The organism is uncultured Xanthomarina sp., from assembly GCF_963971605.1.
GTDB classification, from domain to species: Bacteria; Bacteroidota; Bacteroidia; order Flavobacteriales; family Flavobacteriaceae; genus Xanthomarina; species Xanthomarina gelatinilytica.
The window spans coordinates 1-23,547 of record NZ_CAXATZ010000039.1; the positions used below are offsets into that span (position 1 = coordinate 1).

Below are 23,547 nucleotides of genomic sequence, written 5' to 3' on the forward strand. Positions count from 1 at the left end.
CTTGTCCTTTATTAAATCGGCAATCTTGAGGTTCAAAACGCCACTCTGTTGGGTTCCCATAAGGTCTCCAGGGCCACGTAGCTTTAAATCCACTTCTGCTATCTCAAAACCATCATTGGTACTGCACATGGTGTCCAATCGTATTTTGCTGTCGTTGCTCAATTTGTGGCTGGTCATTAAAATACAATAGCTTTGTTCGGCACCACGACCAACACGCCCACGTAGCTGGTGCAATTGCGACAAGCCAAAACGTTCAGCGCTTTCAATAATCATAACCGAGGCATTGGGCACGTTTACACCCACTTCAATAACGGTTGTGGCCACCATGATGTTGGTTTCACCTCTTATAAAGCGTTGCATCTCATAATCCTTGTCGGCTGGTTTCATTTTACCATGTACAATGGAAATTTGGTACTTCGGGGGAGGAAAGTCCCTAACAATGCTTTCATATCCATCCATTAGGTCTTTGTAATCCATTTTTTCACTTTCCTGGATAAGTGGATACACTATATATATTTGTCGGCCTTTTTCAATTTCATCTCTTATAAACCGAAACACTTTCAGTCGGTTTTTATCATATCTGTGTACTGTTTTAATGGCCTGTCTCCCCGGAGGCAATTCGTCTATCACAGAAATGTCCAAATCACCATAAACAGACATGGCCAAAGTGCGTGGAATGGGTGTGGCGGTCATCACTAAAATATGTGGTGGGATAACTCCTAAATCTGTTTTGTTTTGAGAGGATGTTACTGGACCTTTATGCCATAATTTACTTCTTTGTTCTACTCCAAAACGGTGTTGCTCGTCTATAATGGCAAGGCCTAAATGTTTAAATTTTACCCTGTCCTCCAGTAGGGCATGAGTCCCAATTAGGATGTCCAACTCACCATTTTCAAGGGATTTATGAATTTCTTTTCTTTCTGAAGTATTACTTGAGCCTGTAAGTAGTTTTATGCTGATATTCAACTTATTGGATAGTTCAAGTAAACCGGTATAGTGTTGGACTGACAAAATTTCAGTCGGAGCCATTAAACAAGCTTGAAATCCGTTGTCAAGTGCCATGAGCATTGACATGAAGGCTACTATGGTCTTTCCGGAACCTACATCACCTTGCAACAACCGGTTCATTTGGGCATTGCTGCCTAAATCTTGCCTGATTTCTTTTAAAACACGTTTTTGGGCTTGGGTCAATTCAAAGGGTAAATGCTCATTGTAAAAGGTGTTGAAATATGTTCCAACTTGGGTAAAAGGCAAGCCCTTGATTTTGGATTTGTGGATTAAATTTTTCAGAATCAATTGCAACTGAATATAGAATAATTCTTCAAATTTCAATCGGAATTGAGCCCTTGCCAAAAGCGCTTGATTTTTTGGAAAATGGATGTTGAAAACTGCCTCCGATTTAGCCAATAATTTTAGTTCGGAAATAAGCTTATCAGACAAGGTTTCTTGAAACCTGCCTTGGGTCTCCAAAAACAATTGCTGCATGATTTTTATTATCACCCGATTGCTGATCCCTTTGTTGGTCAGTTTTTCGGTAGACGGATAAATGGGTTGCATGGCAGAACGTATGTGTTTTTGGTGCTCTTCCAGAAGTTCCATATCGGGATGAGGCATGCTAAAAACCCCTTGAAACCAATTGATCTTGCCAAAAACCACATAGGGTTTGTGAAGCTTTAGGCTTTCGCGTATCCATTTATGGCCACGAAACCACACCAGCTCCATAATGCCAGTATCGTCTTTAAAGGTGGCAACCAAGCGTTTGCCTCTCCCTGCACTTCGGGACTGTGCCACTTCCTTGATGCTGATTATCTCACCAATTACCTGTACTTCTGCTGTGTTGCGCTGGAGTTGATGAATCTTGTAGTATTGTGTCCTGTCTAAATACCTGTTTGGGAATAAATTAATCAAATCCTGATAGGTGTGGATGCCCAGTTCCTTCTTGAGCAAATCTGCTCGGTTTGGACCAACACCTTTTAAATAATCTATGGGAGTTTGTAAATTTATAGACATAACACGAATATAAACCTTAATCTTGAAACTTAAAACTTCAAAATTTATGTATTTTAGTCATGAAGTTGATAAATCTTACTTATGAAACACCTGCTTTGTGCTTTTTTGATTTTTTTTACAAGCCTTTCTTTTTCTCAACAGCTTGAAGTTGTAGATTTTACTCGTGTGGATGCCAAATTAAGTTTCGATATTGAGGCGTCCAAAGTGTTGGGTGTTGTGGATTATTATTTTAACATTTTAAAACCTACGGATTCCGTATTTCTGGATGCTGTGCATATGGATTTTAAAGAGGTGCTGCTGGATGATAGGAGTATTTCGTATAAAAACAACAAAACACAACTGGTTGTGCATTCTAAATTTCAGACGGGAGAAAGTCATCGCCTAAGGGTTGCTTATGAAACAGTACCAAAACAAGCCCTTTATTTTGTGGGATGGCAAAATGAAGCGCCAGATCAAATTTGGACGCAAGGACAAGGAAAATATACCAGCAACTGGCTGCCTAGCTTAGATGACACCAACGATAAAATGGAATTTGATTTAACGGTAACCTTTAACAGTGCTTATAAGGTAGTTGCAAATGGCAGCTTGCTAGCAAAAGAAACTATAGCGGGAAATACCATCTGGAAATACGATATGGCAAAGCCCATGTCCAGCTATTTGGTGGTTTTGGCAATAGGTGAATACAATAAACTGGAAGAGGTTTCCAGTAGTGGCATTCCTTTGGAAATGTACTTTTATCCCGCAGATTCTTTAAGGGCCGAGCCAACTTATAGGTATAGCAAACAGATGTTCGATTTTCTTGAAACTGAAATTGGGATCCCTTATCCTTGGCAAAATTACAAGCAGGTGCCAGTGCACGATTTTCTGTATGCAGGCATGGAAAACACCAGTACCACCATTTTTTCTGATGCCTTTGTAGTGGATTCCACAGCTTTTGTGGATAGGAATTATGTTAATGTAAACGCACATGAACTGGCTCACCAGTGGTTTGGCGATTATGTAACGGCTAAAAGGGGCGAACACCATTGGTTGCAGGAAGGTTTTGCAACCTACTATGCCTTGCTGGCAGAAAGGGAAGTGTTTGGAAAGAATTATTACTATTGGAGGCTGTATGAGTATGCCCAAGAGCTTATGGATCAAAACAGGTCTGGAACAAGTACGTCTTTGTTGAACCCAAAATCCAGCAGTACCACGTTTTACAAACGAGGCGCCTGGGCATTGCATGCTTTAAGGGAACAAGTGGGAGCTATAGCTTTTAAACAGGCTGTGGTCAATTATTTAAAGACTCATGCATTTTCGAATGTGGAAACCACAGATTTTATTTCAGAAGTGGAAGCTACCAGTGGCCAAGACTTAAGTCAGTTTGTGGATCTCTGGTTGAAGCAGGTGGAATTCCCTATGGATGAAGCTCTGGAAAGCTTGATGCAATCTGCTTTTATTCAAGAATACGAAATGGTGGATTGTGAGCTGGCAACCTCCAAGTGCAGCTATTACCTAACAGCGCCTATTTCAGACGAAGCCAAACGTAAAGTTATTTCGCAAATCCCAAACCAGGTCACTCCAGAAGTGTTTGAAGGCTCGTTAAAAACCAGGCAAGCCATTGCCCAATATGTAGATAAAATCCCCTTGTCCTTAAAAGCATCCTACGAAACCTTGTTAAAGGATGGGTCTTATGCTACCATAGAGGCAGCTTTGTTCCATTTATGGATTAATTTTCCAGAGGACAGGGAAAATTATCTAAACGCCACCAGCGAACTTATTGGGTTTAACGACAAGAATATCAGGCAGCTTTGGTTGGCTCTCGCGATTTCAACACCTTTGTATGAATTGGATAAAAAAGAAGCTTTCTTAAATGAACTTGTAGGTTATTCCAGTCCCAAATACGGTTTTGAAGTGAGGTTGACAGCCTTTAATTATTTAAATTCCCTGGGGATTTATAACGAACAGGTACTGACTAATTTAGTGGAATCATCCAAACATTATAATTGGCAGTTTAAAAAGTTTGCCAAAGACATGTTGGAAGAATTGTCAAAACAACCCGATTTTAAGGCAACTATATTAAGATTACAAAATTCCAATTAAATGAGAGCATTGGTAATTTCTGGAGGAGGCAGTAAAGGCGCATTTGCAGGAGGTGTGGCACAATATCTTCTTGAGAACAAAAAACACGATTACGATTTGTTTTTGGGCACGTCCACGGGAAGTTTGTTGGTATCCCACTTGGCATTGAACAAGGTCGAAAAAATAAAAGAGGTGTACACAAACGTAAACCAGCAGGCGATCTTTAATGTCTGTCCTTTTGCCATAAAACGAAAAAGAGGTCTGGAAACCATTAAAATCAATCATTTCAATGTGTTAAAAAACCTCATGAAAGGCAGTAAAACCTTCGGGGAAAGTTACAATCTTAAAAAGCTTATTGAAAACACCTTGTCCGAAGCCGAATTTGATCAATTGAAAGCATCAAAAAAAGACATCGTTATAACGGTTTCAAACCTGTCACTCAACCAAGTGGAATACAAGTCCATTAAGGATTTTACTTACGAAGCGTTTTGTGAATGGGTTTGGATTTCCTGTAATTACACGCCCTTTATGTCTTTGGTGAAAAAAAACGGATGTGAGTATGCCGATGGAGGTCTGGGCTCCATGGTGCCTATTGAAGAAGCCATTAAACGTGGTGCCACACATATAGATGCCATTATTTTGCAAACTGAAATCACGCAATTTAACCGAATGCCTTCCTTGAATGCCTTTTCGTTGCTTACCAATATGTTTGCCTTTATGTTGGATAGGATAGAAGGCCAAAACATTAGAATTGGCAAATTTGTGGCAGCCAATCAAAATGCCATCATTAATTTTTATTATACGCCTACTGTGCTTACCACTAATTCCTTGGTCTTTAACAAAGAAAAAATGACTCTCTGGTGGCAAAGTGGGTTTAATTTTGCAAAATATAAAAACGAAGAATTAAGTCCATTGGAAACCGAATGAGAGCATTGGTAATATCAGGAGGAGGTAGTAAAGGTGCTTATGCTGGAGGTGTGGCACAATACCTCATGGAACATCAAAAAAAAGCCTACGATATGTTTTTGGGAACTTCAACAGGTAGCTTGTTGATTCCTCATTTAGCGGTAAACAATATCCCTAAACTGTACGACATCTTTACCAATGTGCAGCAGCACGATATTTTTAGTATCAGTCCTTTTGTACAGCGTAAAAAAGGCGATAGGGAGTATGTGTCCATAGATTTCATCAACTCCTTGTGGCAGTTTATCCGAATGAGGCGAACCTTTGGGGAAAGCAATGCCTTAAGAAGGAACATCAAACGTAACTTCACCAAAAGCGAATACGAAAAAATTAAAGCCGAAAAGGCCGATGTGGTGGTAACTGTTTCCAATCTGTCCATGAACACGGTAGAATACAAATCCATAAACGATTGTACTTATGAGGAGTTTTGCCATTGGATCTGGATATCCTGTAATTACATTCCTTTTATGTCCATTGCCAAGGTTAATGGTTTTGAATATGCCGATGGAGGCCTGGGATGTGTGGTACCCATTCGTGAAGCTATAAAACGTGGTGCAACAGAGGTGGATGCCATTATTCTGGAGGCTGAAAACATTGAAAACCAAAAAGTGCTTGGTAAAAACCCTTTTTCATTGATGATCAATCTGTTTGGGCATCTGTTAAATCAGGTGGAACGCAACGATATCGTAATAGGTAAACTGGCAGCCATAAACAAAGGGGTTAAACTAAACCTGTATTACACACCTTCCAGTTTAACGGAAAACTCATTGATTTTCAGTAAAAAATTAATGACTGCCTGGTGGCAACAAGGTTTTGATTATGCCAAGAAAAAACACTTGGGAGAGATAAAGCCTTAAGCTGTTACCACATATCGCTCACTTCCTGTTTTATAAAAGATAGGGCTGCATCACTGGGAGCTCTTTTTTCCATCATTTCAGTTAAAATAACCTCCCTCAATTTATTGGCTGTATTGGTTTTTTCAAGCAAACTGGCTTTTCTTATCAATTGAATGGTGGCATTTTTAGCAGCAGTGATAATGTTCCAGCAATCGTCGCTTATGTATATTTGTTGCGATAGGTTATGGTCAAACTCCTGTTCAATGGCTGCTATAAGTAAATTCTCGTAATCTTCTTTATTTGAAGAAGTTGGACTCATTCTAATAAGTAACTTGGAAGGGGTAATTCGCTCCAAAAACAAAGCCATACGCTCATAGGCCTGAAGGCGTAAAGGCATGGCATTTACCTGCATGTCTTTGTGCAATAGAAAGCGTCTTCTGCCGTCTTCGTTTTTGGTATGCTCTTTAAAAAAATAGTAAGCTATCAATCCGGTAATAAGGGTTGGAAGCGCAAACATAAATAAATCGATAATTCTTTCAGACTCCATAAGTAGTATTAATTAGTAAGGGTTGTATTTTTTCCACCCAAATATAAACAATCTTTTAAATCCTGCATAGATGTAAAAGGAACTGGCACTTTGTGGTACATGTAGGTTCGGTCCAATTCCTTGGATAAGTGATGGTCGTCCACGTTTACATCAATGTCCCTCATTTTGAACTGACAAGGGTGTTCGTAACCTGCAGCATGTGTAATTTCAATAAATTCTTTTCTAAAAGTTTTGAAATATTGTGCCAATCGAACCGATTTTAATGTTGGGTCGATACCACTTTGCAACCATTTATTCTGGGTTGCAACACCACTAGGACAACGATTGGTATGGCATACTTGTGCTTGAATACAGCCAATGCTCATCATAGCTTCCCTTGCTACATTAATGCAATCGGCTCCCATGGCAAAGGCCATGGCGGCTTTTGCAGGAAAACCTAATTTTCCACTACCAATAAAAACAATGCGTTCGCAAAGGTCTTGATCCTTGAACACTTTATACAAATCGCTAAACCCATAGACCCATGGTAAGGACACGTGATCTGCAAAACTTGGAGGGGCAGCTCCAGTGCCACCTTCGCCACCATCTACAGTTATAAAATCCGGTCCCTTTCCTGTTTCTGCCATTAGTTTGGCAAGTTCTTTCCATTGCTCCAGTTTTCCTATGGCAGCTTTAATGCCTACAGGCAATCCTGTGGCTTCGGCTATTTGTTCTATAAACTCCATAAGTTCCGGAACATTTGAAAATGCAGAATGGTTAGGAGGGGAAAGCACGTCTTTCCCTAAAGGGACGTGACGGATATCGGAAATTTCCTGTGTTATTTTTGCTGCTGGTAAAACACCTCCTTTTCCTGGTTTGGCACCTTGTGAAAGTTTAATTTCTATGGCTTTAACAAAGGGGTTTTTTTCTACCAAAGCCACTAATTTTTCCATGGAAAAATTTCCATCATCATCCCTTACCCCAAAATATCCTGTCCCAAAATGAAAAATAACATCGCCACCATGACTGTGATAAGGAGATAGGCCACCTTCACCTGTATTGTGATAGGCTCCGGCCATTTTTATACCTTTATTTAAAGACTCCACGGCTCGGGCAGACAATGAGCCAAAACTCATGGCAGATACATTGATAACAGAACCTGGCCTATAGGGTTTCCTACGTTTGTTGTAAGCTCCCATGACCTTGGCACATGGCAAAAAACAAGGGTCTATGGCATTGGGATGCTCTGGTTCAATCTTATAAGGCATCATGGCATTGTTTATAAAAATGTGCTGATGCGAATAAATGTCCCTATCGGTACCAAAACCTTCGTAATTGTTTTGTTTTTTCGCCGAGGCATAAATCCAACTGCGCTCAATTCTATTGAACGGAAGCTCTTCCCTGTTGTTGGCAACCAAGTACTGCCTTAACTCTGGGCCAATTTTTTCCAGCATATACCTAAAATGACCAATAATGGGGAAGTTGTGGCTAATGGTATGCTTCTTTTGAATGAAAACATCCCGTATGGCTACCAAAGCCAAGACAATTAAAATCCATTGCCACCAGCTAATAGCAGCCAAAAAGTTTAAAACAGAGCTCATATCTTTATAATTTGAGGTAAATATATTTAAAATATCTATGAAAATTTGGATATCTTTATGAAATGGGCAAACAAAAAAAAAGGTGGTTAAAAATATTCGGATTTATAATTATCGTGCTGGGAATAGGATTTGCCATAGCACATTATGTGGTAAAATCCAAGATTGAGAATGCTTTAACATCCAAGCTTCCAGAAACGGTTAAGTTGACTTATGGCGACCTGGGTGTAAGTTTGTTACAAGGGAAAATAACGTTAAGCAAGGTTAAAATGACCAATTTTGGAAAAACCATTCCAGAACCAAACTTAGAAATGACCTTGGAACAACTTATCATTGATGGATTTGGCTACTGGAGTTTTTTAGTCAATAAAGCCATTTTTATTGAAGCTGTTATTTTAAACAGCCCAAAGGTCACTTACCATCACAATCCCAATATTTCAAAAGAAGCCTACAAGGTTTCCAACAAACAATCATTCAACACATCTATCGAGGTGAAACAGCTGCTTTTGAACCAAGGCTTTATTAAGGTTTTGAACTCTGAAACAGATTCCTTGAAACTCCAAATGGAAGAAGTGGATATAAGCCTTAATGACATTGTTTACAACAACAACACAAAAAAAAATAGGATTCCGTTTGATCATGGGACTTATCAAGTACGCTTTCAAAAGTTTTTCGGACAAATGAGCGATTATGAAAACCTACGAATTTCAGAAGCTGCTTTAACCCAGGAATCCATTGCATTACGGGATCTAACCTTAAGAACGAAGTATTCCAAGGAAACTTTGTCCAAAATCATTCCTTATGAACGGGATCATTTTAATTTACAAGTGGATTCGTTAGTTGTAAAACAGCCAAATCTGAGTGTAGTAAAAGATACCATCTGGAAATTTGAAAGCCCGAAGGTGGCCTTTCATAATCCCGTTTTTAAGGTCTATCGCGATAAACTGGTAACAGACGATGAACGCATCAAACCTTTATATAGCAAGATGCTTCGGGAGTTAAAGTTCCAATTGGATTTAGAGCGGGTTCTCATTCATGAGGCAGACATTTCCTATTCAGAGAAAGTGAAAGCAGATAAAAAAGCTGGAACAGTAACGTTTAAAGCTTTCAATGCAGACATACAAAAGGTGAGCAATACCTACAAGTCGCCAACAAAAACCGTTTTAAACATAGAAACGCGATTTATGAGCCACGCACCTTTAAACGCTGTCTGGTCTTTTGATGTGAACAACCAAGAAGATTTGTTTGAATTTCAAGCAGAAATAGACCTGCTTCAAGCAAGATACCTGAACAGTTTTACAGAACCCAATTTAAACGTGCGTTTGGAAGGCGAGTTGGATAAAACCTATTTTACCATATCTGGAACCGATGACGCTTCAAGCATCGATTTTAAAGTGAAATATCAGGATTTTGATGTGGTGGCACTACAGGACAATGGTCAAGAAAAGAATAAATTCCTATCGGATGTCATCAATATCTTTGTATCCAAAAACAGTAGGTCCAAGCAGTCTTCCTTCAAAGAGGCCACCAAAGATAACATAGAGCGCCATAAAACACAGTCTGTATTTAATTTTATATGGATTAGCGCCAGAGCCGGATTGTTAAAAACCATGACCATAGATTAAAACCTGTGTCTATGTTAAATTGTTTATAATTATTCATAATTCTCCCTGAGAAAAAGTCTAACAATGGTTATTTTTAGCCTTTAAAATGAAAGAGATTTGGAGGAATATTTAAGCCAGTTAAACGACGCACAATTAGCACCAACGTTGCAAAAAGATGGTCCTATGATTGTTATTGCAGGAGCAGGTTCGGGAAAAACCCGTGTGCTAACCTATAGAATTGCCTATTTAATGAGTCAAGGGGTTGATTCATTTAATATATTGGCTTTAACCTTTACCAACAAAGCTGCACGTGAAATGAAAGAACGTATTGCAACCATTGTTGGTTCCAGTGAAGCCAAAAACCTGTGGATGGGAACCTTTCACTCTGTTTTTGCCAAAATCTTGCGTGTGGAAGCAGATAGATTGGGATACCCTAGTAATTTTACCATTTACGACACACAGGATTCAGATAGGTTGATAGCCTCCATCATTAAAGAAATGAATTTGGATAAGGATCTCTATAAATACAAGCAGATCCGTTCCAGGATTTCTTCATATAAAAACAGCTTGATTACCGTAAAAGCCTATTATCAAAACCCAGAATTAATAGAGGCTGATGCTATGGCAAGACGTCCTAAAATGGGCGAAATCTATAAGAATTACGTAGATAGATGCTTTAAGGCTGGAGCCATGGACTTTGATGATTTACTATTAAAAACCAACGAATTGCTAACCCGTTTTCCAGATGTCCTGGCAAAGTATCAAAATAAGTTTCGCTACATTCTGGTAGATGAGTATCAAGATACCAACCACAGCCAGTATCTTATAGTGAGAGCACTTTCAGATAAATTTCAAAACATTTGTGTGGTTGGAGACGACGCTCAAAGTATTTATGCATTTCGTGGTGCCAATATCAACAATATATTGAATTTTCAAAAGGATTATGACAATGTCAAACTCTTTAGGTTGGAACAAAATTACCGTTCCACAAAAAACATTGTAAATGCTGCCAATTCCATAATAGACAAAAACCAAACAAAATTGGATAAGGTAGTTTGGACTTCAAACGACGAAGGTCCTAAAGTGAAGGTAAACCGTTCCTTGACCGATGGAGATGAAGGACGTTTTGTGGCCAGTTCCATTTTTGAAAACAAAATGCAACACCAATTAAAAAATAGCGATTTTGCTGTCTTGTACAGAACCAATGCACAATCACGTGCCATAGAGGATGCCTTGCGTAAACGGGATATTCCGTATAGGATTTATGGAGGTTTGTCGTTTTATCAACGTAAAGAAATTAAAGATGTCCTGTCTTATTTGCGTTTGGTAATTAATCCAGCAGATGAAGAAGCTTTAAAACGAATCATCAATTATCCAGCTAGAGGGATTGGGCAAACCACAGTGGACAGGCTTATAGTGGCTGCCAATGGCTATAACCGTTCCATATTTGAAGTCCTTCAGAATATAGACAAAATAGATATTAACATTAATACTGGAACCAAAAACAAATTAAAGGATTTTGTGACTTTGATAGAAAGTTTTCAGGTCATGAATCAAACAGCCAATGCATTTGAATTGGCAGAGCATGTTACAAAAGCCAGTGGTTTAATAAGGGAATTCAATAAAGATGGTACACCAGAAGGTGTGGCCAGAATGGAAAATATGGAAGAGCTGTTAAATGGTATCAAGGATTTTGTGGAAGGACAAAAAGAACTTGCAGATGCAACAGCCTCCTTAGCCGAATTTTTAGAAGATGTGGCTCTGGCAACCGATTTGGACGCTGATAAAGGCGATAGTGACCATGTGGCCTTAATGACCATTCACTTGGCCAAGGGCTTGGAGTTTCCGTATGTGTACATTGTAGGTCTGGAAGAAGACCTGTTTCCAAGTGCCATGAGCATGAACACCAGAAGTGAATTGGAAGAGGAGCGACGTTTGTTTTATGTAGCCTTGACCAGGGCAGAAAAGCAAGCGTATCTTACCTATGCGCTAACAAGATATCGTTGGGGAAAACTTATTGATGCCGAACCAAGTAGATTTATTGAAGAAATAGACGACGCCTATTTGGATATTATTACACCTATTGAAGAACGACGTTTTAACCCCATGTTGGATGCCGATATTTTTGGCGATGATATTCCAGAAACCACCAGAAGGGCCAATGCCAATAAAATAAGATTCAAGAAACCGGTCCAGCCAACTTTTAAAAAGAAAACAGGCTCCAACAACAAGCCTGAAAAAATGGTGATCAGTACTCCAAAAAACCTAAAACCAGTAGATAAGGCTACTGCTTCCACAAATTTATTTGATACAAAATTGACCGTTGGTAACCTAGTGGAGCACTTGCGTTTTGGTAAAGGGGAAGTTTTAAAAATTGAAGGTACAGGAAGCGATACCAAAGCCGAAATTAAATTTGATAAAGGTGGTGTTAAAAAACTTCTGTTGCGTTTTGCCAAGCTGGAAATAATAGGATGATAACCTAATCGAAATGGGTTTCAATAAAAGCTTTTAACTTAAGACTTGTATCCAGTAAATCCAAACCTATCCAACCATGACCAGCATTGGGATACAAAGTGAATTCATGGGTTACGCCCAGAGTTTGTAATTTGTCCCTTAAATCCGTTCCTTGGGTAGTAGGCACCAAAGGATCCAAGCCTCCATAAAATAAAATGGTTGGAGGTGCTGAAGCAGTAACTTGATGATACGGACTAACTTCTTCCAAATAAGCCGTAGAAGCATCCACACCATATAAATCCAATAAAGCTTGTAGTTCGGGATTGGTATTGTTCAAGTAAGCAGGATCCGTAAAGTTGGTTGGTCCAACTATGCTGCAAACCATGTCTATGTCATTTCCTGTATCAAAAGCATAACTCCATAACAATGCCAAGTGAGCTCCTGCACTTACTCCTATAAAGGCAAAATCGTCATCAATTACGTAATGGTTTTGTTTGCTTTTCAGTAAATTGATGATGGTTGTTATATCATTGATTTGCATGGGATAAGGCTGGTTGTTTTGGTCTGCCAATCTGTAATTAATGTTTACAATGGCCATGTTGGGGAATTCACTGCGTATATAGTCCCTTAGATCATTCATGTCACTTTTGTCTCCAGCAGACCAACCACCACCATGAACCAAAATCATCACTTCGGTGTTTAAGTTTCTGTTGGCAGGCAAATAAATATCGAATGTTTGATCGCTATCAGGTCCATAGGACACATTCAACTCCTGATAATATTCGGTAGGATCCAAGTCCGTTACCAGATTGGTGTCATTGTCGTCCGTAGAGCAGGAAACAATGGTTAAAACAAGAAATATTATAAATAAGTAGTGTTTGTTGACCTTCATAAAAGATTAAATTAATTACTTTGTATAAGTTAACGAATTTTTAAGATAAATAGTATGGCTGAATTTATTAAAATTTACGAGGAGAATCCAAATCCGAAAGAAATTGCTAAAGTGGTTAAAGTCTTGAAGGCTGGTGGATTGATTATTTATCCCACAGATACGGTTTATGGTTTGGGTTGCGACATTAATAATGTAAAGGCTTTAGAGCGTGTTGCGAGAATAAAAAATGTGAAATTGGAAAAATCCAACTTTTCTTTTATATGCGAAGATTTAAGCAACTTAAGCGATTATGTTAAACAAATAGATACATCTACCTTTAAAATCCTAAAGCGTGCCCTTCCTGGACCTTATACCTTTATTCTTCCAGGGGCCAAGTCTTTGCCTCATCCGTTTAAAAAGAAAAAAACAGTGGGAATTCGTGTGCCAAATAACAGTATTGCCATTGAAATTGTAAAGCAATTGGGAAACCCAATTATTTCAACTTCCATTCACGATGACGATGAGGTTTTGGAATACACCACAGATCCGGAACTTATTTATGAAAAATGGAAAGATATAGTGGATTTGGTCATAGATGCTGGTTATGGGGATAACCATGCTTCCACAGTTATCGACTTGTCTGAAGGAGACCCAATTATAGTAAGGGAAGGAAAAGGGAGCTTGGAAATTTTTTAAACCCGGAAAGCATCATGGTGTTGTAGACTTTAGGTTTTTTAAAAAGCCTCTAGCTGGTCTGTTGGTTGATATTATAGAATCTGCTTGAAAGTATGTTTCAGATTTAATAACATTCACCAACCAATCCAAATGGTTTTTGGAACGTCTCTCAAAATGATACGGTAATTCTTGTCTCATAATAATTCAACTTTTAAGTAGGCACTTAAAAACATCAAAATAGTTGGGAGTAGGATTGGGGTTTGTAAAAAAAGTCATATATGGGCTTGATTTACAGTTTATAACATGAAATTACAACACTCCGTAAAAGAAATTAACCTAAACATAAAATTTATTGATTCATTTAATAAAACCCCAAAAAGAGGTGTTTTAGGCACAAAAAAAAGCTCAATCGGTTGGATTGAGCTTTTCTTTATGGATTAAACCTGTTAGTTGCCTGCAGCTTCTAGGTTTTTCATTTCTTTTTCTATCATGTCGTAGAACTCATCAATTTTAGGTAAGATCACGATTCTGGTACGTCTGTTGGCAGCTTTACCTTCAGCAGTATCATTGGAAGCTATTGGAACATATTGCGAACGTCCAGCAGCAATCAATTTACTTGAATTCACATCCAAATCTTCCAAGACACGAACCACAGAAGTGGCACGTTTTACACTCAAGTCCCAGTTATCAATAAGTGGTGGCTTGTTGTAAGGTACTGGATCTGTATGTGCTTCAACCATACACTCAAAATCAGGTTTGCTTTTTACCACTTTGGCAACTTTTCCTAAAACTTCTTTAGCGCGTTCGTTTACAACATAACTACCGCTTTTGAATAATAGTTTGTCTGCAATGGAAATAAATACAACTCCTTTTTCAACGTTTACTTCAATATCAGGATCGTTTATGCCCACTTCTTTTTTCAAACTGGTAACCAAGGCAAGCATCACACTGTCCTTTTTGGAAATGGCATCTTGCAATCTGGTTATTTTAAGATCTTTCTCTCTCATGCTCTCCAAGGTTTTTTCAATGTTTGAAGCTCCTTTAGAGGTTAACATGGTTAGGTCTTTATTGCTTTGAATTAAGTTTTCGTTAGAAGATTTTAAATCAGCAATACGGTCTTCCAAGGCTTTGGCACGTGCTTCAGAGGACGCTTTGTCTGCTAAACAAGAGTTTAGTTTTACTGTTGCAGTATTTAAGAGGTCTTGGGTTTCTTTCTGTTTGGCTTCTAAGGCAGCATACTCTTTTTTAGAGACGCAAGAACCTAAAAGCAATAGAGCGAAAACGCCCAATATCAATGTTTTTTTCATAATGATTTCGGTTTTATTGATGTTATTTTTTAACATACCAAAATTATGCAAAAGAAGATGAGTTTGTGTAGGAATTAACAAAAATTTTAACAGTTTTATAAACAATTGAAATTCTTACAGTTATTTATATAATAAGACCAAACCAAAGAGGGATTTTTATAATAACTTTTACGTTGTTTTAAAGCCTTTCTTTGTTTTAAAAGTTTGGGAAGATGTGCGTAAAAACTTAGGTGTGCTTTTAAAATGGCCAAAATATGCAGCCACTTAAACTCCAGAAGGAACTTTACAGCAGCAAAACCATCCAGAACAAGTCTTGTAAGGATCAATGCAAATAGGTTTCCACCAGCATTTTTTACCAAGGTGAACAAACTGTTCCTAAAATTTAAAAAGGTTTTCTTTGGATTGCTGTTCTTTAAGGTTGCGCCACCAACATGGTACACAGTTGAGGTGCCAACATAACATGTGTTGTAATTTTTATTGAAGGCTCTCCAACACAAATCTATCTCTTCCATGTGTGCAAAAAAAGATTCATCAAAGCCATTTAACTGTCTATAAATGTCTTTTCTGATAAAAAAACAAGCTCCTGAAGCCCAAAAAACAGGAGTGATGTCGTTGTATTGACCAAGGTCTTCCTCAATACTGTGAAACAGGCGACCTCTGCAAAACGGATACCCAAACTTATCTATAAATCCGCCAGCTGCTCCTGCATATTCAAAATGGTTTTTGTTTTTGTAATCCAAGATTTTGGGTTGGATAATGGCTGTTTCCGGTTGTTTGTTAAAGGTTTCAGCTATGGGACTTAGCCAAGCTTCGGTCACCTCTACATCGCTGTTCAACAAACAAAAAATATCTTCAGTGACATGTTTTAAAGCCTCGTTATACCCTTTGGCATAACCACCATTCTCTGTATTCTGAATGATTTTAACAGTTGGAAAATGGTGTTTTAAAAAAGGGACTGAATTGTCTGTAGAGGCATTGTCGGCAACGTATATTGTAGCTCCTTGGGAATATTTAATTACAGAGGGCAAGAATTGCTCCAATAATTTTTCTCCATTCCAATTTAATATAACGACGGCTATTTTCATGGTGTATAATCTGGAATATCTTTCAAAAATTGGTAGCGTTCTCCAACAAAATCCATCTGGCAATAATAATGATTCATTCCGTTTGTAACCATTAAATAAGTGGCATTTAAAGCCAGGTTATAACGCGCAATCTGGTCGAATGTACTTTGGTCGATGGATATTTGTGGTGCTTTGCACTCCACGATAAGATGAATGCTGCCATCGGGATTAAAAACCACAATGTCGTATCGTTTCTTTAAGCCGTTTACTTTTAATTCCTTTTCCACATTGATCAAGGATGTGGGATAATTTTTTTCATGGATTAAAAACTGCACACAATGTTGACGAACCCATTCTTCGGGTTGTAAAATCACAAATTTTTTACGAATAGTATCGAATATAGAAATTTTATTTTCGCTATTTTTGAAACGAAACGGAAACTTTGGAAAATGGAGTTCTTGCATCAAAGCAGTAAAATTTTTTTCAAAGTTAAGTGACATTCATTAAAAACCAAACATCCATGACTTATTTTGGTTTTTGTGTATTTTTTAATTTAGATTTTTAAGGATTTGGACGAAGTCAAGCAAATAATAACAGATATCAAGAACAGGAATTTCAAACCCATTTATTTTTTAATGGGAGAGGAGCCTTATTATATTGATAATATTTCGAAATATATAGAATCTCAAGTGCTTAGCGAAGAGGAAAAAGGCTTTAACCAAATGGTGCTTTATGGTCGCGATGTCTCTATAGAAGATGTGGTAGGCCACGCCAAGCGCTACCCAATGATGTCGGAGTATCAGGTGGTTATCGTTAAGGAAGCCCAGGATTTATCCAGGCACATTGAAAAACTGGTAGATTATGCCGAAAATCCTCAGCCTACCACCATTTTGGTTTTCAATTACAAATACAAAACCATAGACAAGCGTAAAAAACTTTATAAAACGCTCAAGAAATCTGGAGTTATTTTTGAAGGCAAAAAACTGTACGACAACCAGGTTGGTGATTGGATAAGACGTGTGTTGTCTGGGCAGAATTATACCATTTCCCCCAAAGCAGCTCAAATGCTTGCCGAGTTTTTGGGAACCGATTTAAGTAAAATTTCCAACGAATTGGAAAAACTTAAAATCATCCTTCCCGAAGGTACCCAGATTACTCCTGAGCATATAGAGCAAAACATTGGAATTAGCAAAGACTACAATAATTTCGAGCTTCAAAAAGCTGTTGGTGCCAGGGATTTTGTAAAAGCCAATCAAATTATTAAATATTTTGGTGAAAACCCAAAGGACAACCCAATGGTTGTAACAGTATCCTTATTATATAGTTTTTTCTCCAAATTATTGCATTTACATGGTTTAAGCGATAAGTCGCCAAGAAGTGTTACGGCTGCTTTAAAAATCAACCCTTATTTTGCCAACGAATACATTGCAGCTGCTAGAAATTACCCAATGAAACAAGTAAGTTCTGTTATTGCCACATTAAGAGAATTTGATGTAAAAAGTAAAGGTGTAGGTTCTAATGCTGTTAAACAAGGAGATTTATTGAAAGAAATGATGGTAAAAATCATGAATTAATCTTCCAGGTCTTCCAACATCATTCTATAATCGTATTGTAAATCCTCATGAAGGGTTTTTACTGTTTTCTTGATGCTCAAGATCTGTCTGTTGTAGATATTGGTTAAGGTAACGTTGTATTTAATGGAAGGTTTAAAATCCTTTAAAGTTGCACAGAAATAAAGTAAAAGTTCCACTTCGGTTTCTTTTTTAAGTGAATAGCGCGCGTATTTCTTTAAGTTCCTTAAAATCTTCCTAATGCTTTTTTTTATATAAAAATAACTGTCTGTATTGATATTGTTAAACTGTTGGTCCAATTCCTGTTTAACGGTCTCAATGTAACCGGCTTCATCATGGGACTCAAACAACAAATAGGTAAGGAGTTCCTTGTTTTCTTTTTTGAATTTGGACAATCGCAAACAAAGTTCCATTAATTCTTCCGAAGAGCGATGTTGCAATTCTTTTTTTATGGTTACTACAGAAACAGCTTTCATAAGTTATTTTTTCGTGTCTATTGCGTATTTTCCAGGACCAGCCAGAAACACCACCACAAAACCTATAAGATACAAAAGGGCTTTTTCCTTAGTACCAAAATCGTCTTGTAAATGCACCACAAAAGCAGCCACAAACATGGTTATGGCAGCAGGAATAGCTGCAAGTTTTGTTTTGTAACCTAGAATAATGAATATAGGAGCTACCACTTCACCAATTAAAGCAAGGATTAAAGAAAGGGTTGGGCCAACACCAATAGGGTCTCCAAATTCTATGGGACTTGAAAACAGACGTTCAATTTTTGGAATTCCATGGGTTAACATCATGGCAGACATGGAGATTCTCAGGAAGGCTAAAGCTAAATCGGTAAGATTTTTGTTCATGGGTTGAAGTTTAGTTGCTATAAAGATATAAAAAAAGACCTCATAACTTTTAAGTTTATGAGGTCTTATGATAACAAGTTTTATTTTTATCTCAAGTTAGGATAATCTGAAGGATTGGCCTCGTGCATTACCTGGTAAACGGCTTCAAACACATCTTCAACCGAAGGTTTGGAGAAATAGTCACCATCTGTTCCATAAGCTGGCCTGTGTTGTTGCGCAGTTAAGGTCTGTGGTTTGCTATCCAAGTGCCTGTAGGCATTTTGTGTATTCAACACTTCATTTAAAATATAGGCAGAAGCACCTCCAGGAACATCTTCGTCAATCACCATCAACCGATTGGTTTTGGCCACACTTTTTACAATATCCTGATTTAAATCGAAAGGCAACAACGATTGAATGTCTATAATTTCCACATCAATACCTACTTCCTGTAATTCTTTGGCAGCCTGTTCTATGATTCTTAAGGTAGAACCATAAGAAACAACAGTAATATCGTTTCCTTCGCGAATGGTTTCTACTACACCCAATGGTGTTTTAAACTCACCCATATTCGAAGGCATTTTTTCCTTTAACCTATAGCCATTTAAGCATTCTACAATTAAAGCAGGCTCATCACTTTCCAGGAGCGTGTTATAAAAACCGGCAGCTTTGGTCATGTTTCTTGGTACAAGAACGTGAATGCCACGTACCAAATTGATAACGCCACCCATTTGCGATCCTGAATGCCATATGCCTTCCAGTCTGTGCCCACGGGTTCTTATAATTAAAGGTGCTTTTTGGCGACCATTGGTTCTGTATTGAAGGGTTGCCAAATCGTCGCTCATAATTTGAAGCGCGTATAAAATATAATCTAAATACTGGATTTCAGCAATTGGGCGCAAGCCTCTTAAGGCCATCCCAATACCTTGTCCCAAAATGGTAGCTTCTCGAATACCAACGTCCGATACGCGAAGTTCACCATACTTTTCCTGCATGCCTTCCAGACCTTGATTCACATCTCCAATATGTCCCGCATCTTCTCCAAAAACCAAAGTTTCTGGATATTTGCTGAATATAGCATCAAAATTATCCCTAATCACCAATCTGGCATCTACTTCTTCGCTCTTATCGTTGTAAGTTGGTTTAACTTCTTTTACGTTTAAAGCCGATTTAGGCGACTCGCTATATAGGTGCGAACTGTATTTAGGTTGTACGGTTTCTATGTATGCATTGATCCACTGTGTCAATTGGTTTTTTTCTGATGATGATTCGCTAACCACATAACGTAAAGCCTTTCTGGCAGTAGAAAGTATGTCTTTTCTAATAGGTTCTTTAATGTCGGCCAAATCATTTTTAAGCTTAATTATAAAAACCTTGTTGTTGCTGGAATTGGCCACTTGTTCCAAAATATCCAGAAGCTCTTGCTGTTCTTGTTTTAAAGGTTGTATAAAAGCAGTCCAAGCAGCTTTTTTTCCATCCCTAACTTCTTTTTTTATGGTGGTTTCAATCTCTTTCAATTCCTCATCGGTAGCCATACCATTGGCTATCATCCATTCACGAAGTTTTACATTACAGTCAAATTCAGCTTCCCAAGCCAAGCGGTTTTCATCTTTGTAACGCTCGTGAGAACCAGAGGTCGAGTGTCCTTGTGGTTGTGTTAATTCCTTAACATGTATTAAAACAGGCACGTGTTCTTCCCTAGCAATTTTTGAAGCGTTTTGGTAGGTTTCCACCAAAGCAGGATAATCCCAACCGTTTACACTTAGGATTTCAAAGCCTTTGGCGTCTTCATCACGTTGAAACCCTTTTAAGATTTCAGAGATGTTTTCTTTGGTTGTTTGATGTCTGGCATGTACCGAAATTCCATACTCATCGTCCCAAACACTCATAACCATGGGTACTTGTAAAACACCTGCAGCATTAATGGTTTCAAAAAACAGGCCTTCACTTGTGCTCGCATTTCCTATGGTTCCCCAAGCCACTTCGTTTCCGTTATTGGAAAAATTAGTGGTATCGATCCCTTTTACGTTTCTGTATATTTTAGAAGCTTGGGCCAATCCTAGTAACCTTGGCATCTGTCCAGCAGTAGGAGAGATGTCTGCACTGGAATTCTTCTGTTTTGTTAAATCCTTCCAGTTTCCATTTTCGTCCAAACTATGGGTTGCAAAGTGGCCTCCCATTTGTCTGCCTGCAGACATGGGATCGTGATTGATGTCTGGATGCCCATACAAACCTGCAAAAAACTGTTGGATGTTCAATTCGCCAATGGCCATCATAAAGGTTTGGTCCCTGTAATATCCAGAACGGAAATCCCCATTCCTGAATGCTTTTGCCAAAGCCAATTGAGGTACTTCTTTTCCGTCTCCAAAAATACCAAACTTGGCTTTTCCAGTAAGTACTTCACGTCGACCTAGAAGACTGCATTCACGAGAGGTGACAGCAATTTTATAATCGTTTATTACTTCAGCTTTAAAGTCTTCAAAAGACAGGTCTTTTTGTACGTCTGGATTTGTTTGCATAATGATTGTTTTAATAGCACAAATTTAGTCAATATTTGTGTGTTTTGCAATTTGATACATAGTTAAAGAATTGACAAATTGTTAGTGATTCCAGTAAAATATAGCAAATTATTGAAAGATTGTCAGTAATTCAGAAAATCATTAAAAATATGCTATTGAAAATTTTACATGGCAATACCTGTTTTTTTAATACCAACGTCTGGTAAACAAACCAAATAGCGTTTTAAAATCCAGTGTCACCACAAAGCGTATTTTTTCGGCATAGTGTGCTTGTGCCACTTCCCATCCCAGATTGGAATATACAGGAAAGTACAGCTCAAAATAGTCTGGAATCAAGCTAACGCGAATCCCGGAATCGTAAACAAATTCTATGTCTTCCCTGTGGTTTTTTACCAAACCAATATCGCCATAGGCTAAAATGTATTTCCAAATGGTGGTACTTCCGTTTATGGTGCTTATCCACTCGTTGGCATAAGGCGTGTTTAGTTTCGATTTAAACCCACCTTCTGCAATAATGATTTGCTGACTGAACAGTCCAGAATCTTCAGAACGCCCATAATAATTGTAGTCAAACAAATAATCGGTTGGCCTGTCCAAGGCATAGCTAAAATAATCGGAAGTCTCATAAGTGTCATTGTAAAGAAACAGTCCTGTAAAAAGCCTTAAGTTAATTTGCCTGTTGCCTTCGGTTAGTTTTCTGTACTCAAAATTAAAAGCCAGTTTTCCAAACTTTTTTCCAAATTGCAAATCTGTAAACCAAGCCGTATAATCTTTCAATCCTTTGTTGATGTTGTTGTAACGTGCATTCAACACACTGTAATTTGGTTGTGTGGCATCTGCTGTAACCACAGGGTTGTCGTCCCTATTGATGTCTACATACCTTAAAGTAATAAACTGTTTCTTATTGGAGCGTAGGTTGGTTTTATCCCTAAATTGCATGGAAATCCCTGGTGTTAATTTTCTTACAAACAAGTCTTCGGCATAACTGGCATAACTGGCCGATATACCATAGTTGATGCTAAATAAATCGGAAGTGTTCTGTATATACTGATTGTAGTTTAAGGTTATGGAACCTGTAAGGGATTTGGATTTGGTTCCATATTGTGGTGCAATTTTATAGTAGAAAGGCTTTTTAAGTACCGTTTTATTATAGGCCTTTACCCCAAGAACAATACCATCGTATATGTTGTTAAACTCAATGATAGGCATAAAAAACACTTGGTTGTAGGCTGGATCTTCAATGTCCTTGATAAGCCTAAACTGAAGGGGTTTGTTAAATAAGGAGTTTGTTAAAGACTTGGTATTGTCCCTTAAGTTGTATTCAGGAACAATTAAATCTTTGTTTAGCACCACTTTGGTACCTTGGTTTTTTAAGAGCTTAACAGTTTTGGTATCTGTAACGTTTTCTATCCATATTTTAGACACAATAGAGTCTTTATCCAGAACAAACAAGGATATAGGGACGTTGGCATTTGTTTTGTTCTTAACGGTTACTTTAATGGAATCCCTTGATTCTTCAATGTTTGAAATGGTAAAGTCTATATATTTTTTGGTCTTTAAGTAATCTGTAAAAAACCAATTGATGTCTTTGGTGGTATTACTTTTTAACAGCTTTTCAAAATCTGAAGTCTGGGTTTCCTTAAACGTATAGTTTGCAAGGTATTCCTTTACGGAATTCTCCAATACGTTGGCATTGATAAATTGGTCCAGATAGCGCAAGCCTACACCAGCTTTGTATTTGTTGGCAATGTTTTTATTGAATTTCAGCAAAGAGTCTTTTTCTGTGGTTAAAGGTTGGTCCAGGTTTTCCCTGGCCATGTGCATGTATAAAAACGGATATTGGTCGTTAAAATCCAATTGCGTGGCATGAAAGGATTTGATGCCCCAGATTTTGGAAAGCGTTCCAGCCAATTTCATGTCTGGGTAGTATTCCTCCACATACTTCATTAAATAGTAGGTCTGCAAACCATCTATGATCCATTGGTCTTTTCTAGGGTTGATTATCAAAATATTTTCCAGGTAATTGTTTAGGGCTGTTTTCAATATTTTAAGTTCATATTGAAATTTATCCGGAAAAGGTCTAATAAAACTAGGCAAGAGGTTTAAACCGTAAATTGGGTTCTTTCGGTAGTCTATGTCTGTAATAAGCAACCGTTCCAATGGGTAAGGTCCCAAATGTCTGGTTAAAAATTCAGAAACATGATCTGTAATCACCAAATTGTCTATCACGTTCAAGCTTTCTTGATCTACGTTAGAAACCATGGTAAAATAGTCGGTTTTAACTTGAGAGAACTGCTTTCTTTGGTTTAAGAACAGTTTGCTGTTTACACGGTTTTTCCCTTCCAGTTTCACCGTAAAGATGTCGTTTTCCTGACGCATGTCTACCTGGTCCAATTCGGAAGTTACATGATAGGTGTTTGGGATCTGTAATTCCAGGCTAAGGTCTGCCACAGGCACAAACATATCATCCAGGTTTTTATTGCTAAAATACTGCCATTCGCCATTGTACACAGCTGGTGTTATGTACCAATAGCGCAAGTTAAAATCGCCATTGTTGGATACGCCATATCTGGTAAATTTATCACTTGGCACCTGCACGATATAGTTTAAATGAATGGTGTAACTCCCGTGGGGTTTTAAAGGGCTGGCCAG

19 protein-coding genes are annotated in these 23,547 nt (G+C 38.0%); 7 read left to right on the plus strand and 12 right to left on the minus strand.

The genetic code is table 11. The annotated features are described in order from the left end of the window. A partial coding sequence (gene recG / locus AACY93_RS11785; RefSeq protein WP_339612067.1) for an ATP-dependent DNA helicase RecG occupies nt 1–2,010 on the minus strand: 2,010 nt, incomplete at its 3' end. An 81-nt stretch (nt 2,011–2,091) separates the two neighbouring features. On the opposite strand from recG, the gene AACY93_RS11790 reads away from it, so the two are divergent. The 3 genes from AACY93_RS11790 to AACY93_RS11800 are packed head-to-tail and all read left to right on the plus strand — an operon-like array spanning nt 2,092 to nt 5,891. Further along, complete coding sequence (locus AACY93_RS11790; protein ID WP_286854922.1) at nt 2,092–4,092, plus strand: M1 family metallopeptidase; 2,001 nt, start codon at nt 2,092–2,094, stop codon at nt 4,090–4,092. Continuing rightward, entirely contained in the window at nt 4,093–4,998 is a 906-nt protein-coding gene (locus AACY93_RS11795; protein WP_007651033.1) for a patatin-like phospholipase family protein, read from the plus strand. It abuts the gene before it with no gap. Beyond that, complete coding sequence (locus tag AACY93_RS11800; protein WP_007651034.1) at nt 4,995–5,891, plus strand: patatin-like phospholipase family protein; 897 nt, start codon at nt 4,995–4,997, stop codon at nt 5,889–5,891. The genes AACY93_RS11795 and AACY93_RS11800 overlap by 4 nt, the downstream gene beginning before the upstream one ends. A gap of 4 nt (nt 5,892–5,895) precedes the next feature. Here AACY93_RS11800 and AACY93_RS11805 read toward each other — a convergent pair whose 3' ends face one another. Then, nucleotides 5,896–6,417, minus strand: coding sequence for a hypothetical protein (locus AACY93_RS11805; RefSeq protein ID WP_007651035.1), 522 nt, complete (start codon nt 6,415–6,417; stop codon nt 5,896–5,898). An 8-nt stretch (nt 6,418–6,425) separates the two neighbouring features. Continuing rightward, nucleotides 6,426–7,997, minus strand: coding sequence for an FMN-binding glutamate synthase family protein (locus AACY93_RS11810; RefSeq protein ID WP_286828005.1), 1,572 nt, complete (start codon nt 7,995–7,997; stop codon nt 6,426–6,428). Nucleotides 7,998–8,059: 62 nt separating this feature from the next. On the opposite strand from AACY93_RS11810, the gene AACY93_RS11815 reads away from it, so the two are divergent. Continuing rightward, nucleotides 8,060–9,619, plus strand: a complete 1,560-nt coding sequence (locus AACY93_RS11815) for a hypothetical protein (RefSeq protein WP_286828007.1) — start codon at nt 8,060–8,062, stop codon at nt 9,617–9,619. Between the two features lie 96 nt (nt 9,620–9,715). After that, nucleotides 9,716–12,073: a UvrD-helicase domain-containing protein gene (locus AACY93_RS11820; RefSeq protein ID WP_007651038.1), complete on the plus strand. Its 2,358-nt coding sequence runs from the start codon at nt 9,716–9,718 to the stop codon at nt 12,071–12,073. A 4-nt stretch (nt 12,074–12,077) separates the two neighbouring features. Here AACY93_RS11820 and AACY93_RS11825 read toward each other — a convergent pair whose 3' ends face one another. Next, complete coding sequence (locus AACY93_RS11825; protein WP_286854920.1) at nt 12,078–12,944, minus strand: alpha/beta hydrolase; 867 nt, start codon at nt 12,942–12,944, stop codon at nt 12,078–12,080. A 54-nt stretch (nt 12,945–12,998) separates the two neighbouring features. Between AACY93_RS11825 and AACY93_RS11830 the strand changes: the two genes are divergently transcribed. Continuing rightward, a complete protein-coding gene (locus AACY93_RS11830; protein ID WP_286854919.1) occupies nt 12,999–13,619 on the plus strand; it encodes an L-threonylcarbamoyladenylate synthase in 621 nt (206 codons plus the stop codon). Between the two features lie 12 nt (nt 13,620–13,631). Here AACY93_RS11830 and AACY93_RS11835 read toward each other — a convergent pair whose 3' ends face one another. From AACY93_RS11835 to AACY93_RS11850, 4 genes are all read right to left on the minus strand, one after another. After that, complete coding sequence (locus AACY93_RS11835) at nt 13,632–13,796, minus strand: hypothetical protein (RefSeq protein WP_286854918.1); 165 nt, start codon at nt 13,794–13,796, stop codon at nt 13,632–13,634. A gap of 248 nt (nt 13,797–14,044) precedes the next feature. Beyond that, a complete protein-coding gene (locus AACY93_RS11840) occupies nt 14,045–14,905 on the minus strand; it encodes an OmpA family protein (protein ID WP_286854916.1) in 861 nt (286 codons plus the stop codon). A gap of 95 nt (nt 14,906–15,000) precedes the next feature. Continuing rightward, nucleotides 15,001–15,990, minus strand: a complete 990-nt coding sequence (locus AACY93_RS11845; RefSeq protein ID WP_286854915.1) for a glycosyltransferase family 2 protein — start codon at nt 15,988–15,990, stop codon at nt 15,001–15,003. Beyond that, nucleotides 15,987–16,433, minus strand: coding sequence for a type I restriction enzyme HsdR N-terminal domain-containing protein (locus AACY93_RS11850; protein WP_286854913.1), 447 nt, complete (start codon nt 16,431–16,433; stop codon nt 15,987–15,989). The genes AACY93_RS11845 and AACY93_RS11850 overlap by 4 nt, the downstream gene beginning before the upstream one ends. Before the next feature lie 105 nt (nt 16,434–16,538). On the opposite strand from AACY93_RS11850, the gene holA reads away from it, so the two are divergent. Further along, the gene (gene holA / locus AACY93_RS11855; protein ID WP_286854912.1) at nt 16,539–17,543 is read left to right on the plus strand and encodes a DNA polymerase III subunit delta; all 1,005 of its coding nucleotides are present in this window, start codon (nt 16,539–16,541) and stop codon (nt 17,541–17,543) included. On the opposite strand, the gene AACY93_RS11860 is transcribed toward holA, so the two are convergent. The 4 genes from AACY93_RS11860 to AACY93_RS11875 form a co-directional block, all read right to left on the minus strand. After that, complete coding sequence (locus AACY93_RS11860; RefSeq protein WP_286854911.1) at nt 17,540–18,016, minus strand: hypothetical protein; 477 nt, start codon at nt 18,014–18,016, stop codon at nt 17,540–17,542. The two genes, holA and AACY93_RS11860, sit on opposite strands and share 4 nt — an antisense overlap. 3 nt (nt 18,017–18,019) lie before the next feature. Next, nucleotides 18,020–18,397, minus strand: coding sequence for a DoxX family protein (locus tag AACY93_RS11865; RefSeq protein ID WP_286854910.1), 378 nt, complete (start codon nt 18,395–18,397; stop codon nt 18,020–18,022). A gap of 86 nt (nt 18,398–18,483) precedes the next feature. Beyond that, nucleotides 18,484–20,895, minus strand: a complete 2,412-nt coding sequence (locus tag AACY93_RS11870; protein ID WP_286854909.1) for an alpha-ketoacid dehydrogenase subunit alpha/beta — start codon at nt 20,893–20,895, stop codon at nt 18,484–18,486. 186 nt (nt 20,896–21,081) lie between these two features. Further along, on the minus strand, nt 21,082–23,547 hold a 2,466-nt coding region (locus AACY93_RS11875), incomplete at its 5' end, for a metalloprotease (protein WP_339612077.1).

What these genes read in the sequence shown, in the direction of transcription:
- AACY93_RS11870 (WP_286854909.1), bottom strand. Translation starts at nt 20,895, where the DNA reads ATGCAAACAAATCCAGACGTACAAAAAGACCTGTCTTTTGAAGACTTT.
- AACY93_RS11845 (WP_286854915.1), bottom strand. Translation starts at nt 15,990, where the DNA reads ATGAAAATAGCCGTCGTTATATTAAATTGGAATGGAGAAAAATTATTG.
- AACY93_RS11795 (WP_007651033.1), top strand. Translation starts at nt 4,093, where the DNA reads ATGAGAGCATTGGTAATTTCTGGAGGAGGCAGTAAAGGCGCATTTGCA.
- AACY93_RS11805 (WP_007651035.1), bottom strand. Translation starts at nt 6,417, where the DNA reads ATGGAGTCTGAAAGAATTATCGATTTATTTATGTTTGCGCTTCCAACC.
- AACY93_RS11815 (WP_286828007.1), top strand. Translation starts at nt 8,060, where the DNA reads ATGGGCAAACAAAAAAAAAGGTGGTTAAAAATATTCGGATTTATAATT.
- AACY93_RS11830 (WP_286854919.1), top strand. Translation starts at nt 12,999, where the DNA reads ATGGCTGAATTTATTAAAATTTACGAGGAGAATCCAAATCCGAAAGAA.
- AACY93_RS11860 (WP_286854911.1), bottom strand. Translation starts at nt 18,016, where the DNA reads ATGAAAGCTGTTTCTGTAGTAACCATAAAAAAAGAATTGCAACATCGC.
- AACY93_RS11850 (WP_286854913.1), bottom strand. Translation starts at nt 16,433, where the DNA reads ATGCAAGAACTCCATTTTCCAAAGTTTCCGTTTCGTTTCAAAAATAGC.
- AACY93_RS11800 (WP_007651034.1), top strand. Translation starts at nt 4,995, where the DNA reads ATGAGAGCATTGGTAATATCAGGAGGAGGTAGTAAAGGTGCTTATGCT.
- AACY93_RS11790 (WP_286854922.1), top strand. Translation starts at nt 2,092, where the DNA reads ATGAAACACCTGCTTTGTGCTTTTTTGATTTTTTTTACAAGCCTTTCT.
- AACY93_RS11840 (WP_286854916.1), bottom strand. Translation starts at nt 14,905, where the DNA reads ATGAAAAAAACATTGATATTGGGCGTTTTCGCTCTATTGCTTTTAGGT.
- AACY93_RS11835 (WP_286854918.1), bottom strand. Translation starts at nt 13,796, where the DNA reads ATGAGACAAGAATTACCGTATCATTTTGAGAGACGTTCCAAAAACCAT.
- AACY93_RS11810 (WP_286828005.1), bottom strand. Translation starts at nt 7,997, where the DNA reads ATGAGCTCTGTTTTAAACTTTTTGGCTGCTATTAGCTGGTGGCAATGG.
- AACY93_RS11865 (WP_286854910.1), bottom strand. Translation starts at nt 18,397, where the DNA reads ATGAACAAAAATCTTACCGATTTAGCTTTAGCCTTCCTGAGAATCTCC.
- AACY93_RS11825 (WP_286854920.1), bottom strand. Translation starts at nt 12,944, where the DNA reads ATGAAGGTCAACAAACACTACTTATTTATAATATTTCTTGTTTTAACC.